Below are 15,944 nucleotides of genomic sequence, written 5' to 3' on the forward strand. Positions count from 1 at the left end.
CGGGCGCGGGATTTGGCGGACCTCCTAAAAGTTTTTACCCCTCATAATTGGGAGGTACCAGCGTTGTTGAGCTTGTGTTATTTTATACTCTTCCGCGATGATTTCGTTAGCATTGGGGGCGTTATGGCTGATCAGACCTATCCAAAGCAGCAATATTCCGTCGAATATTTCGCAAAAAAACATCGCATAACGCCATTGCAAGCGGAAATGATCCTCCGCCGCGCCGGCGGATCGAGAGCAGCCGCCAACGAAGAAGCGATCAAGTTCAAGACCGCTTTGCGACTGCCTTTCCGTATCGATGGCCGCTCGCACGAACGCCGCCCATCTCAGTCACGATGAAGGAGCGGCTTCATAACGATGGAATGATCGAACCGATCCCGTCGCCGTCACCGTTATCTCCCGCATTGTGAGCCGTGACTATGCCGCCAATGGTTCGAAAATCAGCGCCTGATGCAATTGGGCGCCAGCGATAACACCATCCGCAGAAGCAAGGGTCGCGTTGTGCGCAGGACGCGCAATATCGCCGGCCGCGTAGACACCCGGCACCGATGTCATCTTGGCGGCATCGGTGTGGATGACCGCTCCGAACGGTCCATCATCGAATGCACAGCCAAGCCGTTCGGCGATCGGGCTAGCCATGGTGGTCCGTGATCCGATGTAGAGGGCGGAAATTTCCACCAGGCGCCCATCGGCGAGACGGACACCCGCAAGATCGGGCGCATGCCCCTCAAGCCGTGCGATCGGACCGGCCTCTATCGTAACGTTTCGCTGTTCGAGCTTTCTTAATGTCGCGTCATCCGGCATTGGGGCTCCGTTGAGGAAGAATGTCGTGTCTCCCCAATCCGGAATGAGCAGAGCCTGGTGGGTCGACATCGGCACGACATTCAGTACGCCGAGCCTCTGCCCCTTGAATTCATAGCCGTGACAATAGGGACAATGGAGGACGGTTACCCCCCAACGCTCCTTGAGACCTGGAATTTCTTCGGGAAGCCCGTCGATCAACCCGAAGGCCAGGATGAGCTTGTGCGCCCAAAGCTCTTCTCCCGACGCCAATTTCACCACAAAACCGGAACCGTCCGCTCGCGCATCGCTCGCCACCCCGTCAACAAAGCTGACGCTGGGATAGGCCGCGACCTTGGCGCGCGCCTGTGCGATCATCTCGCGCGGCGGCACACCGTCCTGCCCGAAGAACCCATGCGATGCCGCGGCAAAGCGGTTCCGCGGCTGACCCGCATCAACGACACATACCGACCTGCCGGCACGTGCAAGCTGCATAGCGGCCGACAGGCCGGCGAAACTCCCGCCGATAATAACAGCATCATGCCACATGGGTTTGCTCCTTCAGACTTTGGCCGTGTTCAAGAAGACGCTTTCTGAAATCCTGCGCCAGCGCGGCAAGCGTCACATCGTGCAGGCGCGCTATAAGGATGGCTTCGGCCTCGCGGAACGCATTGTCGAGCGCCGCATTCACCGCCTGCTCGACAAGGCAGCCGGGGCTTTCCATGCGATGCCCCATGGCGAGAATGGTCGGAGCGCCAACGGCGCGATAGATATCGGCGAGCGTAATGGCGGATGGATCACAGGCGATCGTCCAGCCGCCGCCATGCCCCTTTTCCGATTTCACGAATCCCTCATCGCGCAAGCCGGCCATGATGCGGCGGATCACGACGGGATTTGTCGTCATCAGCTTCGCCAATTGCTCGGATGTCGCGGGCTTTTCCATCCCGACCATGTGCATGAGGACGTGCAGCACGCCCGATAATCTGCTATCTCTTTTCATGCAACACTATATGTTGCAAGAGAGCCTGAAAGTCAAGCCGGGAGTGCAATGCGATAATTGGAGTATTTATTCTTGTTGCACCGCAAAAATGACATTACTCTCGTATCAGCTTTGATATGCAGCGCCAGCTATCCCATCTGGCGCTGGACTAGCCTGACCATTCGCCCGAGTTGAGGCGATCCGTCTCCTGCTCAAATCAGTCCTTGAGGGTGAAGCTTTCGTGAAAATCATCGTTGAAAACACCGTCTGCCTGAATACCGGGGATGCAGCCATTCTCCTGGCAATCAGGCACATTTTGAGATCGACATGGGGAGAAAATCTGCGTTTTCTGGTCTTCGACAGCCAACCCGCTGTGGCCGCAAGGCTTTATCCCGATAAAGACTACCCGGATATCGAGTTCCACAAGCTCCTCTCGGAATCCGTCTTCAAATACAGATACGACGATAATTTTCTGAAGAATGCTCTCAAGCCGCCTTACAATCGCGTCGCATTGCAGGCCCTGCGCCATTTCGGCAGGAGCCGCCATATCGACGAAACAATCTTCAGCGCAGACGCCCGTCGCGGCCTCGCCATGTACAGGGAGGCCGATCTGGTCGTCACGACGGGCGGGACCTATCTCGTAGAGACATATAATCTCGAGAAGCGGCTCAATCAGTTTCGCATCGATGCCATCCTCGGCAAGGATCCGGTCTTCTTCACCCAGTCTCTTGGCCCGTTCAACAAGAGCTATAATCGTGATGAGCTGAAGCCTATTCTCGATCGCAGTCCGCTGATCCTGCTTCGCGATGCCCGTTCGTTGGGGCACATTCGCGATCTCGTGGACGATCCGGAGAAATGTCACGTGGTGGCGGATGCCGTCTTCGCGCTCGCCGACACGGACAGGATTTCGGGTATCCTCGCCTCCAAAAAGCCGGCGGCCACGACAGGCCGCGTCGCCATTTCCGTTCGGCACTGGAACTATGTCAAGGGCGGGGGCGGTGGCATGGACCGCTACATCGATTCCATCCGCAAGATCGTAACTGCGCTTGTCCGCGAACACGCCAAGGAGGTGACCTTCATCTCCACCTGCCAGGGCGTTCCCGAATACGCGCATGACGATTCCAAGACGGCACGGGCGATCGTCGCGGGGCTCGACCCCGATGTCGCCAGGCATATCAAGGTGGACGCGTCCTTTCACACGCCTGAGCAACTGATGACGCTCGTCAGGGATTTCGATTTCGTCGTCGCCACGCGCATGCACATGATGATCATGTCGCTTTGCGTTGGCACGCCGGTGCTCCCCATCGCCTATGAGTTCAAGACGAGGGAACTCGCCAAACGCATCGGTGTCTCGGACGTACTGCTCGACATCGATACCATTACAGCCGAAGAAGCCAGCGAGAAGCTCAATGCCTTCATCGGCAATCTCGAGCATTATCGCAGCCAAAGCCTCCAGGCGGTGCTGCAGGAATACGCTTCGGCAATGTCGGTGACGGAACTCCTCAGGCCGCTTCTCACCGCCCCATCAGCGGATGGCGCTGGTGACCTTGGACAAGACGGCGGACAGGGCCTTGCGCGGTTGCGGGAAGAGAAGGACCAGGATCAGCGCGATCGCGTAGTTTAGAACGACCGCCAGGGCGACGGCGACAATGTCCGAGTGCGCGGTCAGCGATCCGGGCAGAAGACGATACGTGGCCCAGGCGAGCAGTGCCGATGCGATGAAAAGGCCCTGTATCATGAGAAAATCGGCGGCGGATACCGGACCGACGCGCTGCATGAGAACGGCAAGAACCGGCACCCGCAACACATAGCCGCTGATCGCATAGGCCGCAGCCACGCCGACGGCGCCCCATTGCAGGCCGACGGCAAAGGCCAGAACCGTCGTCAGCGAGGAGTATATACCCCAGCGAAACATTGTTTTCGTCCGGCCCTGGCAGATGAATATCCAGCCTGTCGTACTCGAAATGGGCTGGATGAGGCCTGCGAGCCCCAGCCATGCGAAGATCGGCGCGACGGGCAGCCATCGCTGCCCAAAGAGAATACCGATAACCTGCTCGGAGGTCAGGGTCAGCGCCGCAATTCCCGGTATGGTGACGGCCGCAAGAAGCCAGTTGGTCCGCATGTAGATATCGCGGAACCGCGCCTTGTCGTCCTGGACACGGCTCAACAGCGGGATCATGACCCGCGTCAACGGCTGGTTGATGTTTTGCAGGGGGAATAGCAAAAGCTTGTAAGCCCGGTCGTAATAGCCAAGCTCGACGGCGCCCGAGAACTTGCCGATCAGGATGTTGTCGAGATTGCGGGAAAAGAAGTTGACGATGTTGAAGCCCGTCAGATTGGCGCCGAACGATATTATATCGGAATCGATTCCGAAGACTGGCCGGTCCGGTTTCCACTTGGCTGCTCGCCAGGCTGCAACGAGCGCCACGATCGCGGAGACCGCCGGTCCAATGACCAGCGACCAATAGCCCAATCCCGCATAGGCCGCGGCGATGACAGCCAGAAGTCCTGCCACCGCCGTTATGACGTCGTTGACCGCCAATTGCCCGAACTGAAGCTGCCGGTTCATCAGCGCGAATGGCAACGCCGCCAGGCTGCCGAAGAAAAGCGGCAGGCCTGCTGCAATGGTGATCCCCGTCATGCGCATGTCGCCATAAAATGCCGCGACCGCCGGAGCAAGCGCTGCAACGATCACCGTGCTGCAAAGGCCGACAAGTGCGCTGATCCAGAAAACCTGATTGAGTTGCCTTTGATCGATCGCCTTGCGTTGAATGACCGCTTGCTGCAGCCCGAGGTTCTGAAAGAGCCCGACAAATGCCACGATCGGGCCCACGGATGCGATGAGACCGAAATCTTCCGGCGCCAGCAGGCGGGCCAGAATGATGACGGAGAGGAACTGCAAGCCCATCTTGATGGCTTGCGCACCCGCTGTAACGATCCCGCCGCGAACGGCAATCCGACCGAACTGAGCCGGCTCCGCGTTCACGCGGCCGCCTTTGCTTCAGCCAGCCGGGTAACGATTTGCGCCAGACGATCAGCCAATATTTGCGCGTTGAAGTCAGCCTCGATCTTTCGCCTGGCGGCGAGCGAGACGCGCTCGCACTCCAGCGGGTTCCCGGCGATCCATGCCAGCTTGCCGGCGAGCGTTTCGACGTCCCTTTCAGGCGCCAGAAAGCCCGTCTTCTGGTCCGCGATAAGTTCGGGAATGCCCGAATGGTCGGTGCTGACCACGATCAGGCCGGCTGCCATCGCCTCCATCAAAGCCACCGGGATGCCCTCCATATCCCCATCGGCGGCGGTGACGCTGGGCAACAGGAAGACGTGTGCCTGCCGCAGCGATTGCTTGACTTCATCGTGAGGGCGGTTCCCCAGAAATGTCACCCGATCCGCGATCTCCAGACTTTCCGCCAATCGTTGCAGGGTATGCAGAAGCTCTCCGCTTCCTATGATCGTATAATTCCAGTCGAGCCGCGGCCGCGACTTCGACAGCGCGCCAAGGGCGCGAAGGGCAAACTCTATTCCTTTTTTTTCGGTCAGGCGGCAAACCGAGATGAAGCGCAGCATGCCCTGGTCCCAGGAACGCCATGAATATCCGATCTCGTCGGTCCGCACGCCCATATGTTGCACCATGACCTGATCAGGGGGAGCACCCGCATCGATCAGCACCCTGCGGAACAGATCATTAACCGTCAGTTGAAGACCGCCATGCTCGAAGATAGGCTTGTAACGCCAAAGAGTGTTGTCATGCAGGGGAACACCCACATCATTTCCATGGAATATGGTGACCAGGGGAACGGCGATTTTTCTTCTCTTCAAAACACGGGCGATGCGCAGTCCGTTACCCCCAAAATGGGCGATAATCACATCGAAATTGCGGAGCTTGTCCGAGAATAGAATATCGATAGCCGTCGAGGACTTGTCCCACAGGCTTCCCGACCATCTTCGCAGGAATGGACGCAGCCGCCCGGCGCCCCCCCACCAGCAAACCGTATTGTCAGACAAGGCCTGCCAGTCCCCCGGCCGGCCGCTTTTATATTGCTCCACCGCGTTCTCATTGCAGATGACGCCTACTTCAAAACCTCTTTCCAGCAATCCATGCACTTGGTCCAACACGAAAGTTTCTGACAATGACGGGAACCTGTCTACAACCACCCCAATTTTCATAATCTAGTGTTCTTCCGGTTTCCGAATATTTGCGGCGGTTTATCGTTACGCCCCATTACGCCGCTTGTCTGGTCTTTTTACTGGAAGCTCGATCGAGAACATCGAGGAAAGTTGCAAACTGGCTCTGCGGGTTCAGCTGTGGCCGTTCGGAGAATTTCTTTGCCGCCCGCGAGAGCCGTTCGTATTCGCGTTCGTCGCTCCAAAGCCGCCTGATCGCTTCGACCCATTCCTCGAGCGGAGCATCATAGTCGAGCACCACCCCGCCATCACCGATCGCCTCCGGCAATCCGCCGCGCCGCGAGCCTACGACCGGTATGCCGCTGCAATGGGCCTCGGATGCGACCCGGCCCCATGCCTCCTCCCATTTGCTGGGTGCGAGCAGGATCCTGGTGCGTCCATAGACGGTCTTCATGTCGCTGGTGCGGCTCTCCAGCCTGATATTCTTGAACGGCGCGATCGTCTGTTCGATCTGCGCCCGATGATCGGCGTCAAGCTTCCAGCTTTCCACGATCAGAAAGGGAATATCGGAGCATCGCTCGGCAATGCGCACGGCAAGCTCAAATCCTTTTTCATTATAGGGATTGATCAGCGTCACATACTCGCCCGTCGTCGGGGTCTGGTAAAGACCGGGATCAATCGTCGGCGGAATGACCGTGGCATCGATTCCAAATTTGTTCTTGTAAGCCTGCGCCGTGAATTGGGAGTTCGCGATGTAGTGCGCCGAAGGCAGATCCCGCAGATCTCCGGCCAATTCATGGAATTCGACATTTCTGAGATAGACCACCAACGGCACGTTATACGACTGCAAGGCCTTTCCGATCGGCACCGACTTATGACATTGCACCACTGCGACCTGCGGCTTCACGCGCTCGACGGCAAAGCCCACCGCTTCCCAGGGAAACCAGGCGCGGACAACGGGATATCCGGGGAAATTGTCGATCGCGGCCGGTTGCCGAAGCAGTTTCATCTTGGCGCGGGCCTTGAAGCCAAACACGCCGTCACCGAACAGGGCAGCCAGCACCGCGGCTTCGTGTCCGTGAGCGCGCAACTGTTCAACGAGGTGATGGGTACTCGATTGAACGCCGCCGTTGAATTCCGGATAATAGCCGTTGCCGCCGGCAAACAGAACATTCATGGATGTGGTTCCTCGTTTTTCCGGCGTCTCTACGCCAGCGCCTGCTCCTTTGGCACAGTCAGCTCCGCCGCCACGATCGCTGCCGCCTTTCTACCAATGCTATGATATTCGAGCCCGTAACGGGCCATGATTTTCGGATCATAGAGATTTCGTCCGTCGAAGACGACCGGCGTCTTCAAAGCCTCGCGCATCATGTCGAAGGACGGCGCCCGAAAAACCTTCCATTCGGTTGCAATAAGCAGGGCGTCGGCGCCCCGCAACGCTGCTTCCTTGGTTCCGCAAAGAAGCAGGTCATCACGCTGACCATAGATGTTCTGGCACTCCTGCATCGCCTCGGGATCGAAGGCTTGCACGGCCGCCCCGGCCTGCCACAGCGCCTCCATCAGCACGCGCGACGGAGCCTCACGCATGTCATCGGTGTTCGGTTTGAAGGCCAGGCCCCAAAGCGCGAATGTCTTGCCCTCAAGATCGCCCTTGAAATAGCGGTTCACCTTGTCGAACAGGACCGATTTTTGCTCATTGTTGCGCTCTTCCACCGCCTTCAGCATCCTGGCATCGAAACTGACGCCTTCCGCCGTCTTGATCAGAGCACGCACGTCCTTGGGAAAGCACGAGCCGCCATATCCCAATCCCGGATAGATGAAGTCGTAGCCGATGCGCGGATCGCTGCCGATGCCCCTGCGGACTTCCTCGACATCGGCATCGAGCCTTTCGGCCAGGCTGGACATCTCGTTCATGAAGCTGATCTTGGTGGCAAGCATGCAATTGGCCGCATATTTGGTGAATTCGGCGCTGCGTACGTCCATCACGATCATGCGTTCATGGTTGCGATTGAATGGAGCATAGAGTTCCCGTATCACCTTCTCGGCTTCCTGGCTGCTGGTCCCGACGATGATGCGGTCGGGTTTCATGCAGTCGGCCACGGCCGAACCTTCCTTGAGGAATTCCGGGTTCGACACGACGTCGAATGCGAGATCTTCGCGGGCTCGCTCCTTGAGTATTTCAGCGATCCTGGACGCTATCCGGTCGCAGGTGCCGACCGGCACCGTCGATTTGCTGACGACGATCTTCGGCCCGTCCATTTCGCGCCCGATAATTTCTGCAACGGCAAGCACATATTGGAGATCGGCCGATCCGTCGTCGCCGGGCGGCGTACCAACCGCACTCATCAGGATCCGACCATGCTTCACGGCTGCCGCGGCATCCATCGTGAACCTGATGCGGCCGGCCGCGTGGTTTTCCCTGACAAGCCCCTCGAGGCCAGGCTCGTAAATCGGGATGATCCCCTGGTTCAGCCGCTTCACCTTGTCGGCGTCGATATCGACACAGACGACATCATGGCCGACCTCGGCCAGCACCGCCGCCTGCACCAGACCGACATAGCCAATTCCAAAGACCGTCAAATTCATTCGGTGGGTTCCTATGCAAGCGCCGGATCGCCATTGATCCAATCGTCGTAGGTCTCAAGCCAAAGGCCCAGTATAGCCGGAAAAGCGCCGCTGCTCACCTGGATCGAAATCGATGTCAGCAGCCGAATGCTCAAACTGCCGAGAGTAACGGAATTCCTCATGCGCATTCCCTGCCGCTTTATGAATGGCGCATGAACGACGATAGGAAAAAGATGCTGCAGCGCAATACAACATCGTGACGCCATTGAAATATTTCGTGTGAATGTCGTCCGGCGTAAAGACACGATTACAACATATATATGACACTTTTCTGCCTAATTTCATATTGCTGAAATAAATTTCATCAATATCAACAATAAAAATATTCCATTTAATCCCATCAATAGATCAATCCGGAAGATCAGATGTAATCTCCGCATGAATTCTGTGCCGGGCGTAAACGGACGATGCAAGATGAGATCCGCGCCTGGCATGAGGAAGGTCGCCGCTTGCCGCTCAAGGACGCAGGGAGGGGAAGCGATGTTCTTGTTTTCGAGATCGCTGTCCGACATCAACTGTCCGGCAACGATGGCAGCTATGTCGCGCTTGCGCTTGAGCAAAAGGCATCATTAGCGACAGCCGACCGAAAAATGGCCGAGGCAGCCCGCCGGGAGGGCGTCACCATCGTCGGCCTACTTGCCCGTGGGTAAATGAAGCGACCAACTATCTGATACTCCCGCGGCCCGGCGATGACCGGGCCGCGGGATGAAAGCCTGTTATTGTTCGATCGTCTTGTTCCAGCGGCTGTTCCACTCCGGCCGCTTGGCGTTGATCGCGTCCCAGTCCAACGTCACCGCAGTCTTCATATCGCCGTGGAAGGTCTTGAGCTTCTTTTCCGCCTCCGGCGTCGTCGCCTTGGCTTGTTCGTTCGATGGTACGATATTGCCGGCGGCGAGCGCCTTGGACTGGGCATCGCCTGAGAGAAGATAAGCGGCGAGCTTCTGTGCCAGTTCGGGCTCGGAATTGTTGGCGATGACGCATTCCGCCACCACCAGCATGACGGAGCCTTCCTTCGGCTGGGCATATTCCACCGGGATGCCCTTATCCTTGAGCGTCGAGACGGCGGTCGGTGTCAGCGGGAAGATGGCCGCTTCGCCGGTCTGAACCATTTCCGAAATCTTGGCGGAGTTCGGAATGAATTCGAGAACGTTCTTGCCGATGGTATCGGGGAACTTCTCGAAACCGGGCTCTACATTCTCCTCATTGCCGCCCTCGATGCGGTTGAACATCAAAAAGGCATGCAGCCCGTAGGAGGATGCCGCCGCCGACTGGAAGATGACCTTACCCTCGAATTTCGGATCGGCAAGATCCATCCAGGAGGTCGGGGCCGCCCAGCCGTTCTCGTCGAACATCTTCCTGTTATAGGCGATACCGGTCATGCCGAGGTCGATGCCTGCCGCCATGTCGTCTTTCAGCCGCGCGTTAGGCGCGATCTCATCCAGTTCTGGACTTGGCTTCAGCTTTTCGCACAGGCCCGCGCCGATGGCGCGCACCATCACCCCGTCATCGAGGAACATGAGGTGCATCTGCGGATTGTCCTTGGCCGCGGTCGCCTTGGCGAGGATATCGGAGGATGTGCCCGGCACGACGACGATCTTGACGTCATTGGCCTTTTCGAAATCCGGAAAGACGGCCTGCAGATAGGTACGCTCGAAATTGCCGCCATTCATGCCGACATAAAGTGTCTTCGTCTCCGCCAAGGCAGCACCCGAGGCGGTCAGCGCCAACGCGGCGATGCCGGTGGCAAATGCGGTTCGATGATTGATCATGCTATTAAACTCCCCTTTGTTGCGGCTCTAAATTCTGCCCCGCACCCGAGCCGTGAATGGTGCGGTTGATGGATGTTGCCGCGTTCGATGCGAAGCGGGCGATCGAGAAGGCCTCGATCGGCGTCGTCGAGCGGCCGTCGCGAACAAGCTCGGCCAACACCTCGCCAACGCCAGGTGCGATCTGGAAGCCGGTGCCGGAAAAGCCGAAGGCATGGATCAGGCCCGGCGTCGTCCGGCTCGGCCCGATGACCGGGTTTCTGTCCGGCATCGACGCTTCCGTGCCGCTCCAAACGCGGATGGCATGGGCATGCGCGAGGCCGGGAAAAAGCGCTGCGGCGCGGTTCATCATGGCAAGCGCGCCTTCCCCACTTGGGCGCGAGAAATCCGCGTCGGCAAGCGGCATCCCGCGTTCGCCGCCAACGATGCAATTGCCGCGCTCGACCTGCCTGATATAGATGCCGCCGCCCTCCATGCCGACATTGACGTTCAGCACGGGGCTGAGCGGTTCCGTCACCACCATGGAGGGATAGATGCGTGTGAGCGGCACCGGCTCGCCAAAGAGCGCGGCAAATTGGTCGGCCCAGGCGCCGGCGCTGTTGATGACGATGCGGGCGGCGATATCAGTCCCCTCGCCCGCCTCCAGCGCAAATCCCGCGCCATTGCGGGTGATCTCCGTCACCGGGCTGTTCTCCAGCACATGCACCCCGGCGCGGCGCGCCGCAGCGGCAAAGCCGGTTGAGACGAGGCGTGGATTGGCATGCCCGTCACCGGGACAGAAGGAAGCGCCGACAATGCCCTTCCCGAGAAAGGCGAACCGCCGATGCAATTCGTTATGGCCGATGAGTTCCAGATCTAGATCAAAATCCGATACCTTTGCGGCATAAATCTCGAGCGCGGCCATGTCAGCCTCATCCGCCGCCAGCTTGAGATGGCCCGAGCGCAGATATTCGCCATCGATATCGATCAGCGCCTTCAGGCGCGGCCATATCGCGTGGGCGCGCTGCGCCAGCGGCAATTGTTCGGGCGGGCGGCCCTGGCGGCGCACGCCGCCATAATTGACGCCGCTTGCCTGAGCGCCGCAATAACGCCCGTCGATCAGCGCGACGTCTATACCAGCCGTCCGCAGCGCCAGTGCAGCGGAGCTACCGACGAGGCCGCCACCGATGATCGCAACATCGACATTAAGACGCCGGCTCATTCCACCGTCTCCCGTTTCTGTTCTGTCTTCAGCGTCAAGGGCAGCGGCTTGACTGGGGCCTGCGCGCGCAACCGGCCGACAGCTTCGATGCCCTGCCCGGTTTCGGAGCCAAGAATTTCCGCCGCCGCCGCGCCGCAAAAACGCCCCTGGCAACGGCCCATGCCGATGCGGCTGACGGCCTTGAGCCGATTGACCTCATCGAGCGCGAAATCGCGCACCGACTGGCGCAGAGTGCCGGTGCTCACCTCCTCGCATCGGCAGACGAGCGTTTCATCGGCGACCCGCTTCGCCCAATGTGCGGGGTAGGGAAAGGCTGCCTCCAGCACATCGCGGAAGCGGTCGATATGGCTGATCTTGCGCTCCAGAACCGCTGCCCGTTCAGGCGCGTATGGCAGGTCGCGATCCTCCAGCAGGGCCAGTGCGGCGCGCTCGCCGGCAAGTTCCGCCGCATCGGCTCCGGCGATTCCGGCACCGTCGCCGGCGAGATAAACACCCGCGATACTGCTGCGTCCGCTGATATCGCGCTGTGGCAGAAAAGCCCGGTCACGCGCATTGAAGGAAAAGGCGCAACCGGCGAGATCGGCGAGTTGGGTCTCGGAGCGCAACGACAGGCCATAACCGATGCCGTCGCAGGGCAGGTTGCGCTCGCGTCCGCCCTGCCGCCAGCGGACGCTCGTCACACGCGTTTCGCCCTCAATGGCGAAATCCTCGATGCCATGGTGAATAGCGACGCCGCGCAGCTTTAATTCCGCGACAAAACGCATGCCGCGCAGCACGATGCCGGGGGCAAGCGCCAGGCCGCGCAGGAGATGACGCTTGGCCATCAGCGGGGCGGCGTCGAGCACGGCGGCGACATCGACGCCGGCCTTCATATATTGCCAGGCGACGAGATAGAGCAGCGGTCCGCAGCCGGCGAAGACGACGCGGCTGCCGATGGCGCAGCCCTGCGCCTTGAGGGCGATCTGCGCGCCGCCAAGCGTGAAGACACCCGGCAACGTCCACCCCGGAACGGGCAGCACACGATCGCTTGCCCCTGTCGCCAGGATGAGGCCGTCATAGACGACCTCGCGGCTAACGCCTGCGACCGCGACATGCGCCTTTCCGTTATCGAGGTTCCAGACAAGCGCCTGCGGCCAATAGTCGATGCGCCCGGAAAGTGCCGCGAAATCGCGGTGGAGCCGCTCCGCCTTGGGTGCTTCGGAGCCGTAGAGCGCACGGGTGCTGCGTCCATCTTCGATGAGCCGCTGGCGATAGATTTGCCCGCCGCAGGCCGGTGCTTCATCGACGACGAGCGGACGCAGGCCGGCGGCAACGAGCGCTTGCGCCGCGCGCACGCCTGCCGGACCGGCACCGACGATGAGCGGTTGCCGTTGGTTTTTCATGCGGGGTCTCCTGTCCCCGTGAGGATCTGCATACCGGCGGTGAGCCGTGTCGTGCAGGCGCGGGTCCGCTCGCCATTTGCAAGCGTTACCCAGCAATCCTGACAGGCCCCCATCTGGCAGAAGCCGGCGCGTGGGCTCCCGGAAAACTCGCTGGAGCGCACGGCGATACCGGCGCTGAGGATGGCGGTGAGCAATGTGTCACCCTCCCGCCCGACACAAGGGTTTCCATCGACCGTAAAGGGAACCGGTGCATGATCATGGCGGGAGATGCGGTGAAAAAGCTGCATTGCCTGCCTCACTTTTCGCCCACGAGGATCTTGTCGAGCCCGAACATGCGGTCGAGCACCAGCATGGCGATGGCGGTGAGCGCAATCATCAGGGCCGAAACGGCGGCCATCATCGGATCTATGGACTCGGTCGCGTACATATACATGCGCACCGGCAGGGTGACCGTGGCAGGCGATGTCACGAAGATCGACATGGTCAGTTCGTCGAAGCTGTTGATGAAGGCGAGTAGCCAGCCGCCGGTGACGCCGGGCAGGATCATCGGCAGGGTGATGCGACGAAAGACGGTCCAACGCGAGGCGCCGAGCGTCATGGCCGCCTGCTCGGCGCTACGGTCGAGCCCCGAGAGTGCCGCGATGACCAGGCGCAGCACATAGGGCGTGATGACGATGACATGGCTCAACACCAGCCAGCCGAAGCTGCCGGTGACGCCGATGAGCGCGAAAAGCCGGAGGAAAGCGACGCCGAGCACGAGATGCGGGATGATCAGCGGTGAGAGGAAAAGCGCATTGAGCGCATCGCGACCGGCAAAATGATAGCGGTCTATGGCAAGCGCCGCCGGCACGGCGATGACCGCCGATAGCGTTGCCGCGATGGTCGCGAGCCACAGCGAATTGCCGAAAGCGGTGACGAAATCAGGATAATCCAGAATGGCGCGAAACCAGCGCAGCGAGAACTGCGTCGTCGGTATCGTCAGCGTGTTCTCGGGCGTGAAGGCGACGAGGCAGATGACGACGAGCGGCGCAAGCACGAAGGCGACGACGAGCGTATGGAAAAGGATTGCGACGGGACCATTCTTCTGCATGACGCTTACCCCAGAGCCCGGCGCGCCCGTGCCTCGACGGCACGGTTATAGGCGAGCATGATGACGAGATTGGCCAGCAGCACGATGATGGCGATTGCCGCGCCCATCGGCCAGTTCAGTTCCTGCATATATTCGTCATAGACGAGCGTCGCCGCCATCTTGAGCCGCCGCCCGCCGAGGAGACCGGGGATGGCAAACGCGCTGGCCGAGAGCCCGAAGACGATGAGGCTGCCGGAGAGAAGGCCGATGCTGACCTGCGGCATCACCACGCGCCGCAAGGCGGTAAAGCGCGAGGCCCCGAGGCTCCACGCTGCCGCCTCCACTTGTGGATCGAGCTTCTGCAACGCGGTCCAGACCGGGATGACCATGAAGGGCAGCATGACGTGGACGAGCGCGATGACGATGGCCGTCTCCGTATAGAGCAACTTGACCGGGCCGAGGCCCAAAATTTCAAGGGCGCCATTGATGAGGCCGGTAGAGCCCAGCAACATGCTCCAGCCGAAAGCGCGGACCACCACCGATACGAGCAGCGGGCCTATGATCACCAGAAGGAAGATGGAGCGCCAGGGCTTGCGCATCCGCGACAGGATATAGGCCTCGGGCGCGCCGATCAGCGCGCAGAGAAGCGTCGTCAGGAATGCAAGGCGCAGCGTGCGCCAGAAGATGCCGAGATAATAGCTGTCGGAAAGCACCTCCCCGTAATGGGCGAGCGTATACTGGTCGCCGATGCCGGTGTCGTAATGATAGGTGAGAAAGGAAAGGATGACCGTCAGGACGAGCGGCACGATGACGAGCCCGGCAAAGAGCACCGCAGCGGGCGAAACGAGCAGCCAGGGTGCAGCGGGCGACCGGTTCATGTCGTAGCCTCGCCGCCTGAGGCTTCGATGCGCAAGCTGGCGGGCGTCCAGCCGATCCCGACATGTTCGCCTTCACGCGCCGGCTCCTCACCATCATTCGGCATCGAGACGACGATGACACCGACCGGGGTCTCGATATTGAAGAGCCAGTGCCCGCCGAGAAAGAACCGGCTGGTCACATGCCCGTCGAGGCGGCCTTCGCCCGCCTTGTGCAGACGGAGCTTTTCTGGACGGATCGTTGCCGTTACCACGCTACCCGCGGGAATATCCGCGGCTTCGCTCGCCAGCACCGTGCCCGCCACTTCGATCGCACTGGCCGAGCCATTGCGCCGCCACACGCCTTCAAGCCGGTTCATCCTGCCGACAAAGGACGCGATGAAGGCCGTCGCCGGCTTCTCGTAGAGGCGGTACGGCGCATCGATCTGCGTCATGCGCCCTGCCTCCATCACCACCACACGGTCGCTGATCGAAAGCGCCTCGGCCTGGTCGTGCGTGACCATGATCGTCGTGGTACCGACACTGCGCTGGATACGGCGCAGCTCGAACTGCATCTCTTCACGCAGCTTGGCATCCAGATTGGAAAGCGGCTCATCGAGCAGCAGCACCGGCGGCTCGATGACCAGCGCGCGGGCAATGGCGACGCGCTGGCGCTGCCCGCCCGAGAGCTGGCGCGGATAACGCTCCGCGAAAGCGGAAAGATGCACGAGGGCCAGCATTTCGCCGATGCGCCTGTCCCGCTCGGCACGGGGCACCTTGCGCATCTCCAGCCCGAAGGCGACATTCTGCGCCACCGTCATATGCGGAAACAGCGCGTAGCTCTGAAAGACGATGCCAAGCCCACGCCGGTTCGGCTTCTCATGCGTGATGTCCCGACCGTCGAGCATGATGCGACCGCTCGTCGGCTCGACCAGCCCGGCGATCATCTGCAGCGTCGTCGTCTTGCCGCAGCCGGAAGGCCCGAGCAGCGAGACGAATTCACCTCTGGCGACGCTGAGATCGACGTCACGAACCGCGGCGAGTTCGCCATAGAATTTGTTCACCTGCTCAAGTGTCAGGAAAGCCATGCACCCACCAACAGCGTTCTTTGAAACTCTTCAAAAGAGGCTGCAGCGGTTCTGCATAGTCAATTTGAAATTCCATTT

At 60.2% G+C, this 15,944-nt stretch carries 17 protein-coding genes; 1 reads left to right on the plus strand and 16 read right to left on the minus strand.

Translation table 11 applies throughout. The features are described 5' to 3' along the window. Positions 1-24 precede the first annotated feature (24 nt). From C5748_RS27790 to C5748_RS04755, 3 genes are all read right to left on the minus strand, one after another. Entirely contained in the window at positions 25-312 is a 288-nt protein-coding gene (locus tag C5748_RS27790) for a hypothetical protein (RefSeq protein WP_146119477.1), read from the minus strand. Between the two features lie 105 nt (positions 313-417). Then, positions 418-1,329, minus strand: coding sequence for an NAD(P)/FAD-dependent oxidoreductase (locus C5748_RS04750; RefSeq protein ID WP_105740791.1), 912 nt, complete (start codon positions 1,327-1,329; stop codon positions 418-420). Then, positions 1,319-1,780, minus strand: coding sequence for an Rrf2 family transcriptional regulator (locus C5748_RS04755; RefSeq protein ID WP_105740792.1), 462 nt, complete (start codon positions 1,778-1,780; stop codon positions 1,319-1,321). The genes C5748_RS04750 and C5748_RS04755 overlap by 11 nt, the downstream gene beginning before the upstream one ends. Positions 1,781-2,000: 220 nt before the next feature. Between C5748_RS04755 and C5748_RS04760 the strand changes: the two genes are divergently transcribed. After that, the gene (locus C5748_RS04760; RefSeq protein WP_105740793.1) at positions 2,001-3,383 is read left to right on the plus strand and encodes a polysaccharide pyruvyl transferase family protein; all 1,383 of its coding nucleotides are present in this window, start codon (positions 2,001-2,003) and stop codon (positions 3,381-3,383) included. On the opposite strand, the gene C5748_RS04765 is transcribed toward C5748_RS04760, so the two are convergent. From C5748_RS04765 to C5748_RS04820, 13 genes are all read right to left on the minus strand, one after another. Next, the gene (locus tag C5748_RS04765) at positions 3,285-4,745 is read right to left on the minus strand and encodes a lipopolysaccharide biosynthesis protein (RefSeq protein ID WP_105740794.1); all 1,461 of its coding nucleotides are present in this window, start codon (positions 4,743-4,745) and stop codon (positions 3,285-3,287) included. The genes C5748_RS04760 and C5748_RS04765 overlap by 99 nt on opposite strands. Next, entirely contained in the window at positions 4,742-5,923 is a 1,182-nt protein-coding gene (locus tag C5748_RS04770; RefSeq protein WP_105740795.1) for a glycosyltransferase, read from the minus strand. Before C5748_RS04770 ends, C5748_RS04765 begins: the two co-directional genes overlap by 4 nt. A 55-nt stretch (positions 5,924-5,978) precedes the next feature. Beyond that, the gene (locus C5748_RS04775; protein ID WP_105740796.1) at positions 5,979-7,058 is read right to left on the minus strand and encodes a glycosyltransferase; all 1,080 of its coding nucleotides are present in this window, start codon (positions 7,056-7,058) and stop codon (positions 5,979-5,981) included. Between the two features lie 29 nt (positions 7,059-7,087). Then, entirely contained in the window at positions 7,088-8,467 is a 1,380-nt protein-coding gene (locus C5748_RS04780) for a UDP-glucose dehydrogenase family protein (protein ID WP_105740797.1), read from the minus strand. An 11-nt stretch (positions 8,468-8,478) separates the two neighbouring features. Further along, positions 8,479-8,628 (minus strand): hypothetical protein, encoded by a 150-nt coding sequence (locus C5748_RS28150; RefSeq protein ID WP_158259807.1) that lies wholly within the window; start codon positions 8,626-8,628, stop codon positions 8,479-8,481. Between the two features lie 159 nt (positions 8,629-8,787). Then, positions 8,788-9,066, minus strand: coding sequence for a hypothetical protein (locus C5748_RS29405; protein WP_425350201.1), 279 nt, complete (start codon positions 9,064-9,066; stop codon positions 8,788-8,790). A gap of 156 nt (positions 9,067-9,222) precedes the next feature. Beyond that, positions 9,223-10,275, minus strand: coding sequence for an ABC transporter substrate-binding protein (locus C5748_RS04790; RefSeq protein ID WP_105740799.1), 1,053 nt, complete (start codon positions 10,273-10,275; stop codon positions 9,223-9,225). Between the two features lie 4 nt (positions 10,276-10,279). Then, complete coding sequence (locus tag C5748_RS04795; RefSeq protein ID WP_105740800.1) at positions 10,280-11,473, minus strand: NAD(P)/FAD-dependent oxidoreductase; 1,194 nt, start codon at positions 11,471-11,473, stop codon at positions 10,280-10,282. Beyond that, positions 11,470-12,855, minus strand: a complete 1,386-nt coding sequence (locus C5748_RS04800) for an FAD/NAD(P)-dependent oxidoreductase (protein WP_105740801.1) — start codon at positions 12,853-12,855, stop codon at positions 11,470-11,472. The genes C5748_RS04795 and C5748_RS04800 overlap by 4 nt, the downstream gene beginning before the upstream one ends. Beyond that, positions 12,852-13,142, minus strand: a complete 291-nt coding sequence (locus C5748_RS04805; RefSeq protein WP_105740802.1) for a (2Fe-2S)-binding protein — start codon at positions 13,140-13,142, stop codon at positions 12,852-12,854. The genes C5748_RS04800 and C5748_RS04805 overlap by 4 nt, the downstream gene beginning before the upstream one ends. An 8-nt stretch (positions 13,143-13,150) precedes the next feature. After that, on the minus strand, positions 13,151-13,945 hold the full coding sequence (locus C5748_RS04810) for an ABC transporter permease (RefSeq protein ID WP_105740803.1): 795 nt from the start codon (positions 13,943-13,945) through the stop codon (positions 13,151-13,153). Positions 13,946-13,950: 5 nt separating this feature from the next. Further along, positions 13,951-14,802: an ABC transporter permease gene (locus C5748_RS04815; RefSeq protein ID WP_105740804.1), complete on the minus strand. Its 852-nt coding sequence runs from the start codon at positions 14,800-14,802 to the stop codon at positions 13,951-13,953. Further along, positions 14,799-15,866, minus strand: a complete 1,068-nt coding sequence (locus C5748_RS04820; protein ID WP_105740805.1) for an ABC transporter ATP-binding protein — start codon at positions 15,864-15,866, stop codon at positions 14,799-14,801. Before C5748_RS04820 ends, C5748_RS04815 begins: the two co-directional genes overlap by 4 nt. Positions 15,867-15,944 lie beyond the last annotated feature (78 nt).

Source organism: Phyllobacterium phragmitis (assembly GCF_002980495.1).
Taxonomy (GTDB): Bacteria; Pseudomonadota; Alphaproteobacteria; order Rhizobiales; family Rhizobiaceae; genus Paramesorhizobium; species Paramesorhizobium phragmitis.

Coding starts and splice junctions, on each gene's coding strand:
- C5748_RS04750 (WP_105740791.1), bottom strand. CDS start 1,329: ATGTGGCATGATGCTGTTATTATCGGCGGGAGTTTCGCCGGCCTGTCG.
- C5748_RS04755 (WP_105740792.1), bottom strand. CDS start 1,780: ATGAAAAGAGATAGCAGATTATCGGGCGTGCTGCACGTCCTCATGCAC.
- C5748_RS04770 (WP_105740795.1), bottom strand. CDS start 5,923: ATGAAAATTGGGGTGGTTGTAGACAGGTTCCCGTCATTGTCAGAAACT.
- C5748_RS04775 (WP_105740796.1), bottom strand. CDS start 7,058: ATGAATGTTCTGTTTGCCGGCGGCAACGGCTATTATCCGGAATTCAAC.
- C5748_RS04780 (WP_105740797.1), bottom strand. CDS start 8,467: ATGAATTTGACGGTCTTTGGAATTGGCTATGTCGGTCTGGTGCAGGCG.
- C5748_RS28150 (WP_158259807.1), bottom strand. CDS start 8,628: ATGAGGAATTCCGTTACTCTCGGCAGTTTGAGCATTCGGCTGCTGACA.
- C5748_RS04790 (WP_105740799.1), bottom strand. CDS start 10,275: ATGATCAATCATCGAACCGCATTTGCCACCGGCATCGCCGCGTTGGCG.
- C5748_RS04795 (WP_105740800.1), bottom strand. CDS start 11,473: ATGAGCCGGCGTCTTAATGTCGATGTTGCGATCATCGGTGGCGGCCTC.
- C5748_RS04800 (WP_105740801.1), bottom strand. CDS start 12,855: ATGAAAAACCAACGGCAACCGCTCATCGTCGGTGCCGGTCCGGCAGGC.
- C5748_RS04805 (WP_105740802.1), bottom strand. CDS start 13,142: ATGCAGCTTTTTCACCGCATCTCCCGCCATGATCATGCACCGGTTCCC.
- C5748_RS04810 (WP_105740803.1), bottom strand. CDS start 13,945: ATGCAGAAGAATGGTCCCGTCGCAATCCTTTTCCATACGCTCGTCGTC.
- C5748_RS04815 (WP_105740804.1), bottom strand. CDS start 14,802: ATGAACCGGTCGCCCGCTGCACCCTGGCTGCTCGTTTCGCCCGCTGCG.
- C5748_RS04820 (WP_105740805.1), bottom strand. CDS start 15,866: ATGGCTTTCCTGACACTTGAGCAGGTGAACAAATTCTATGGCGAACTC.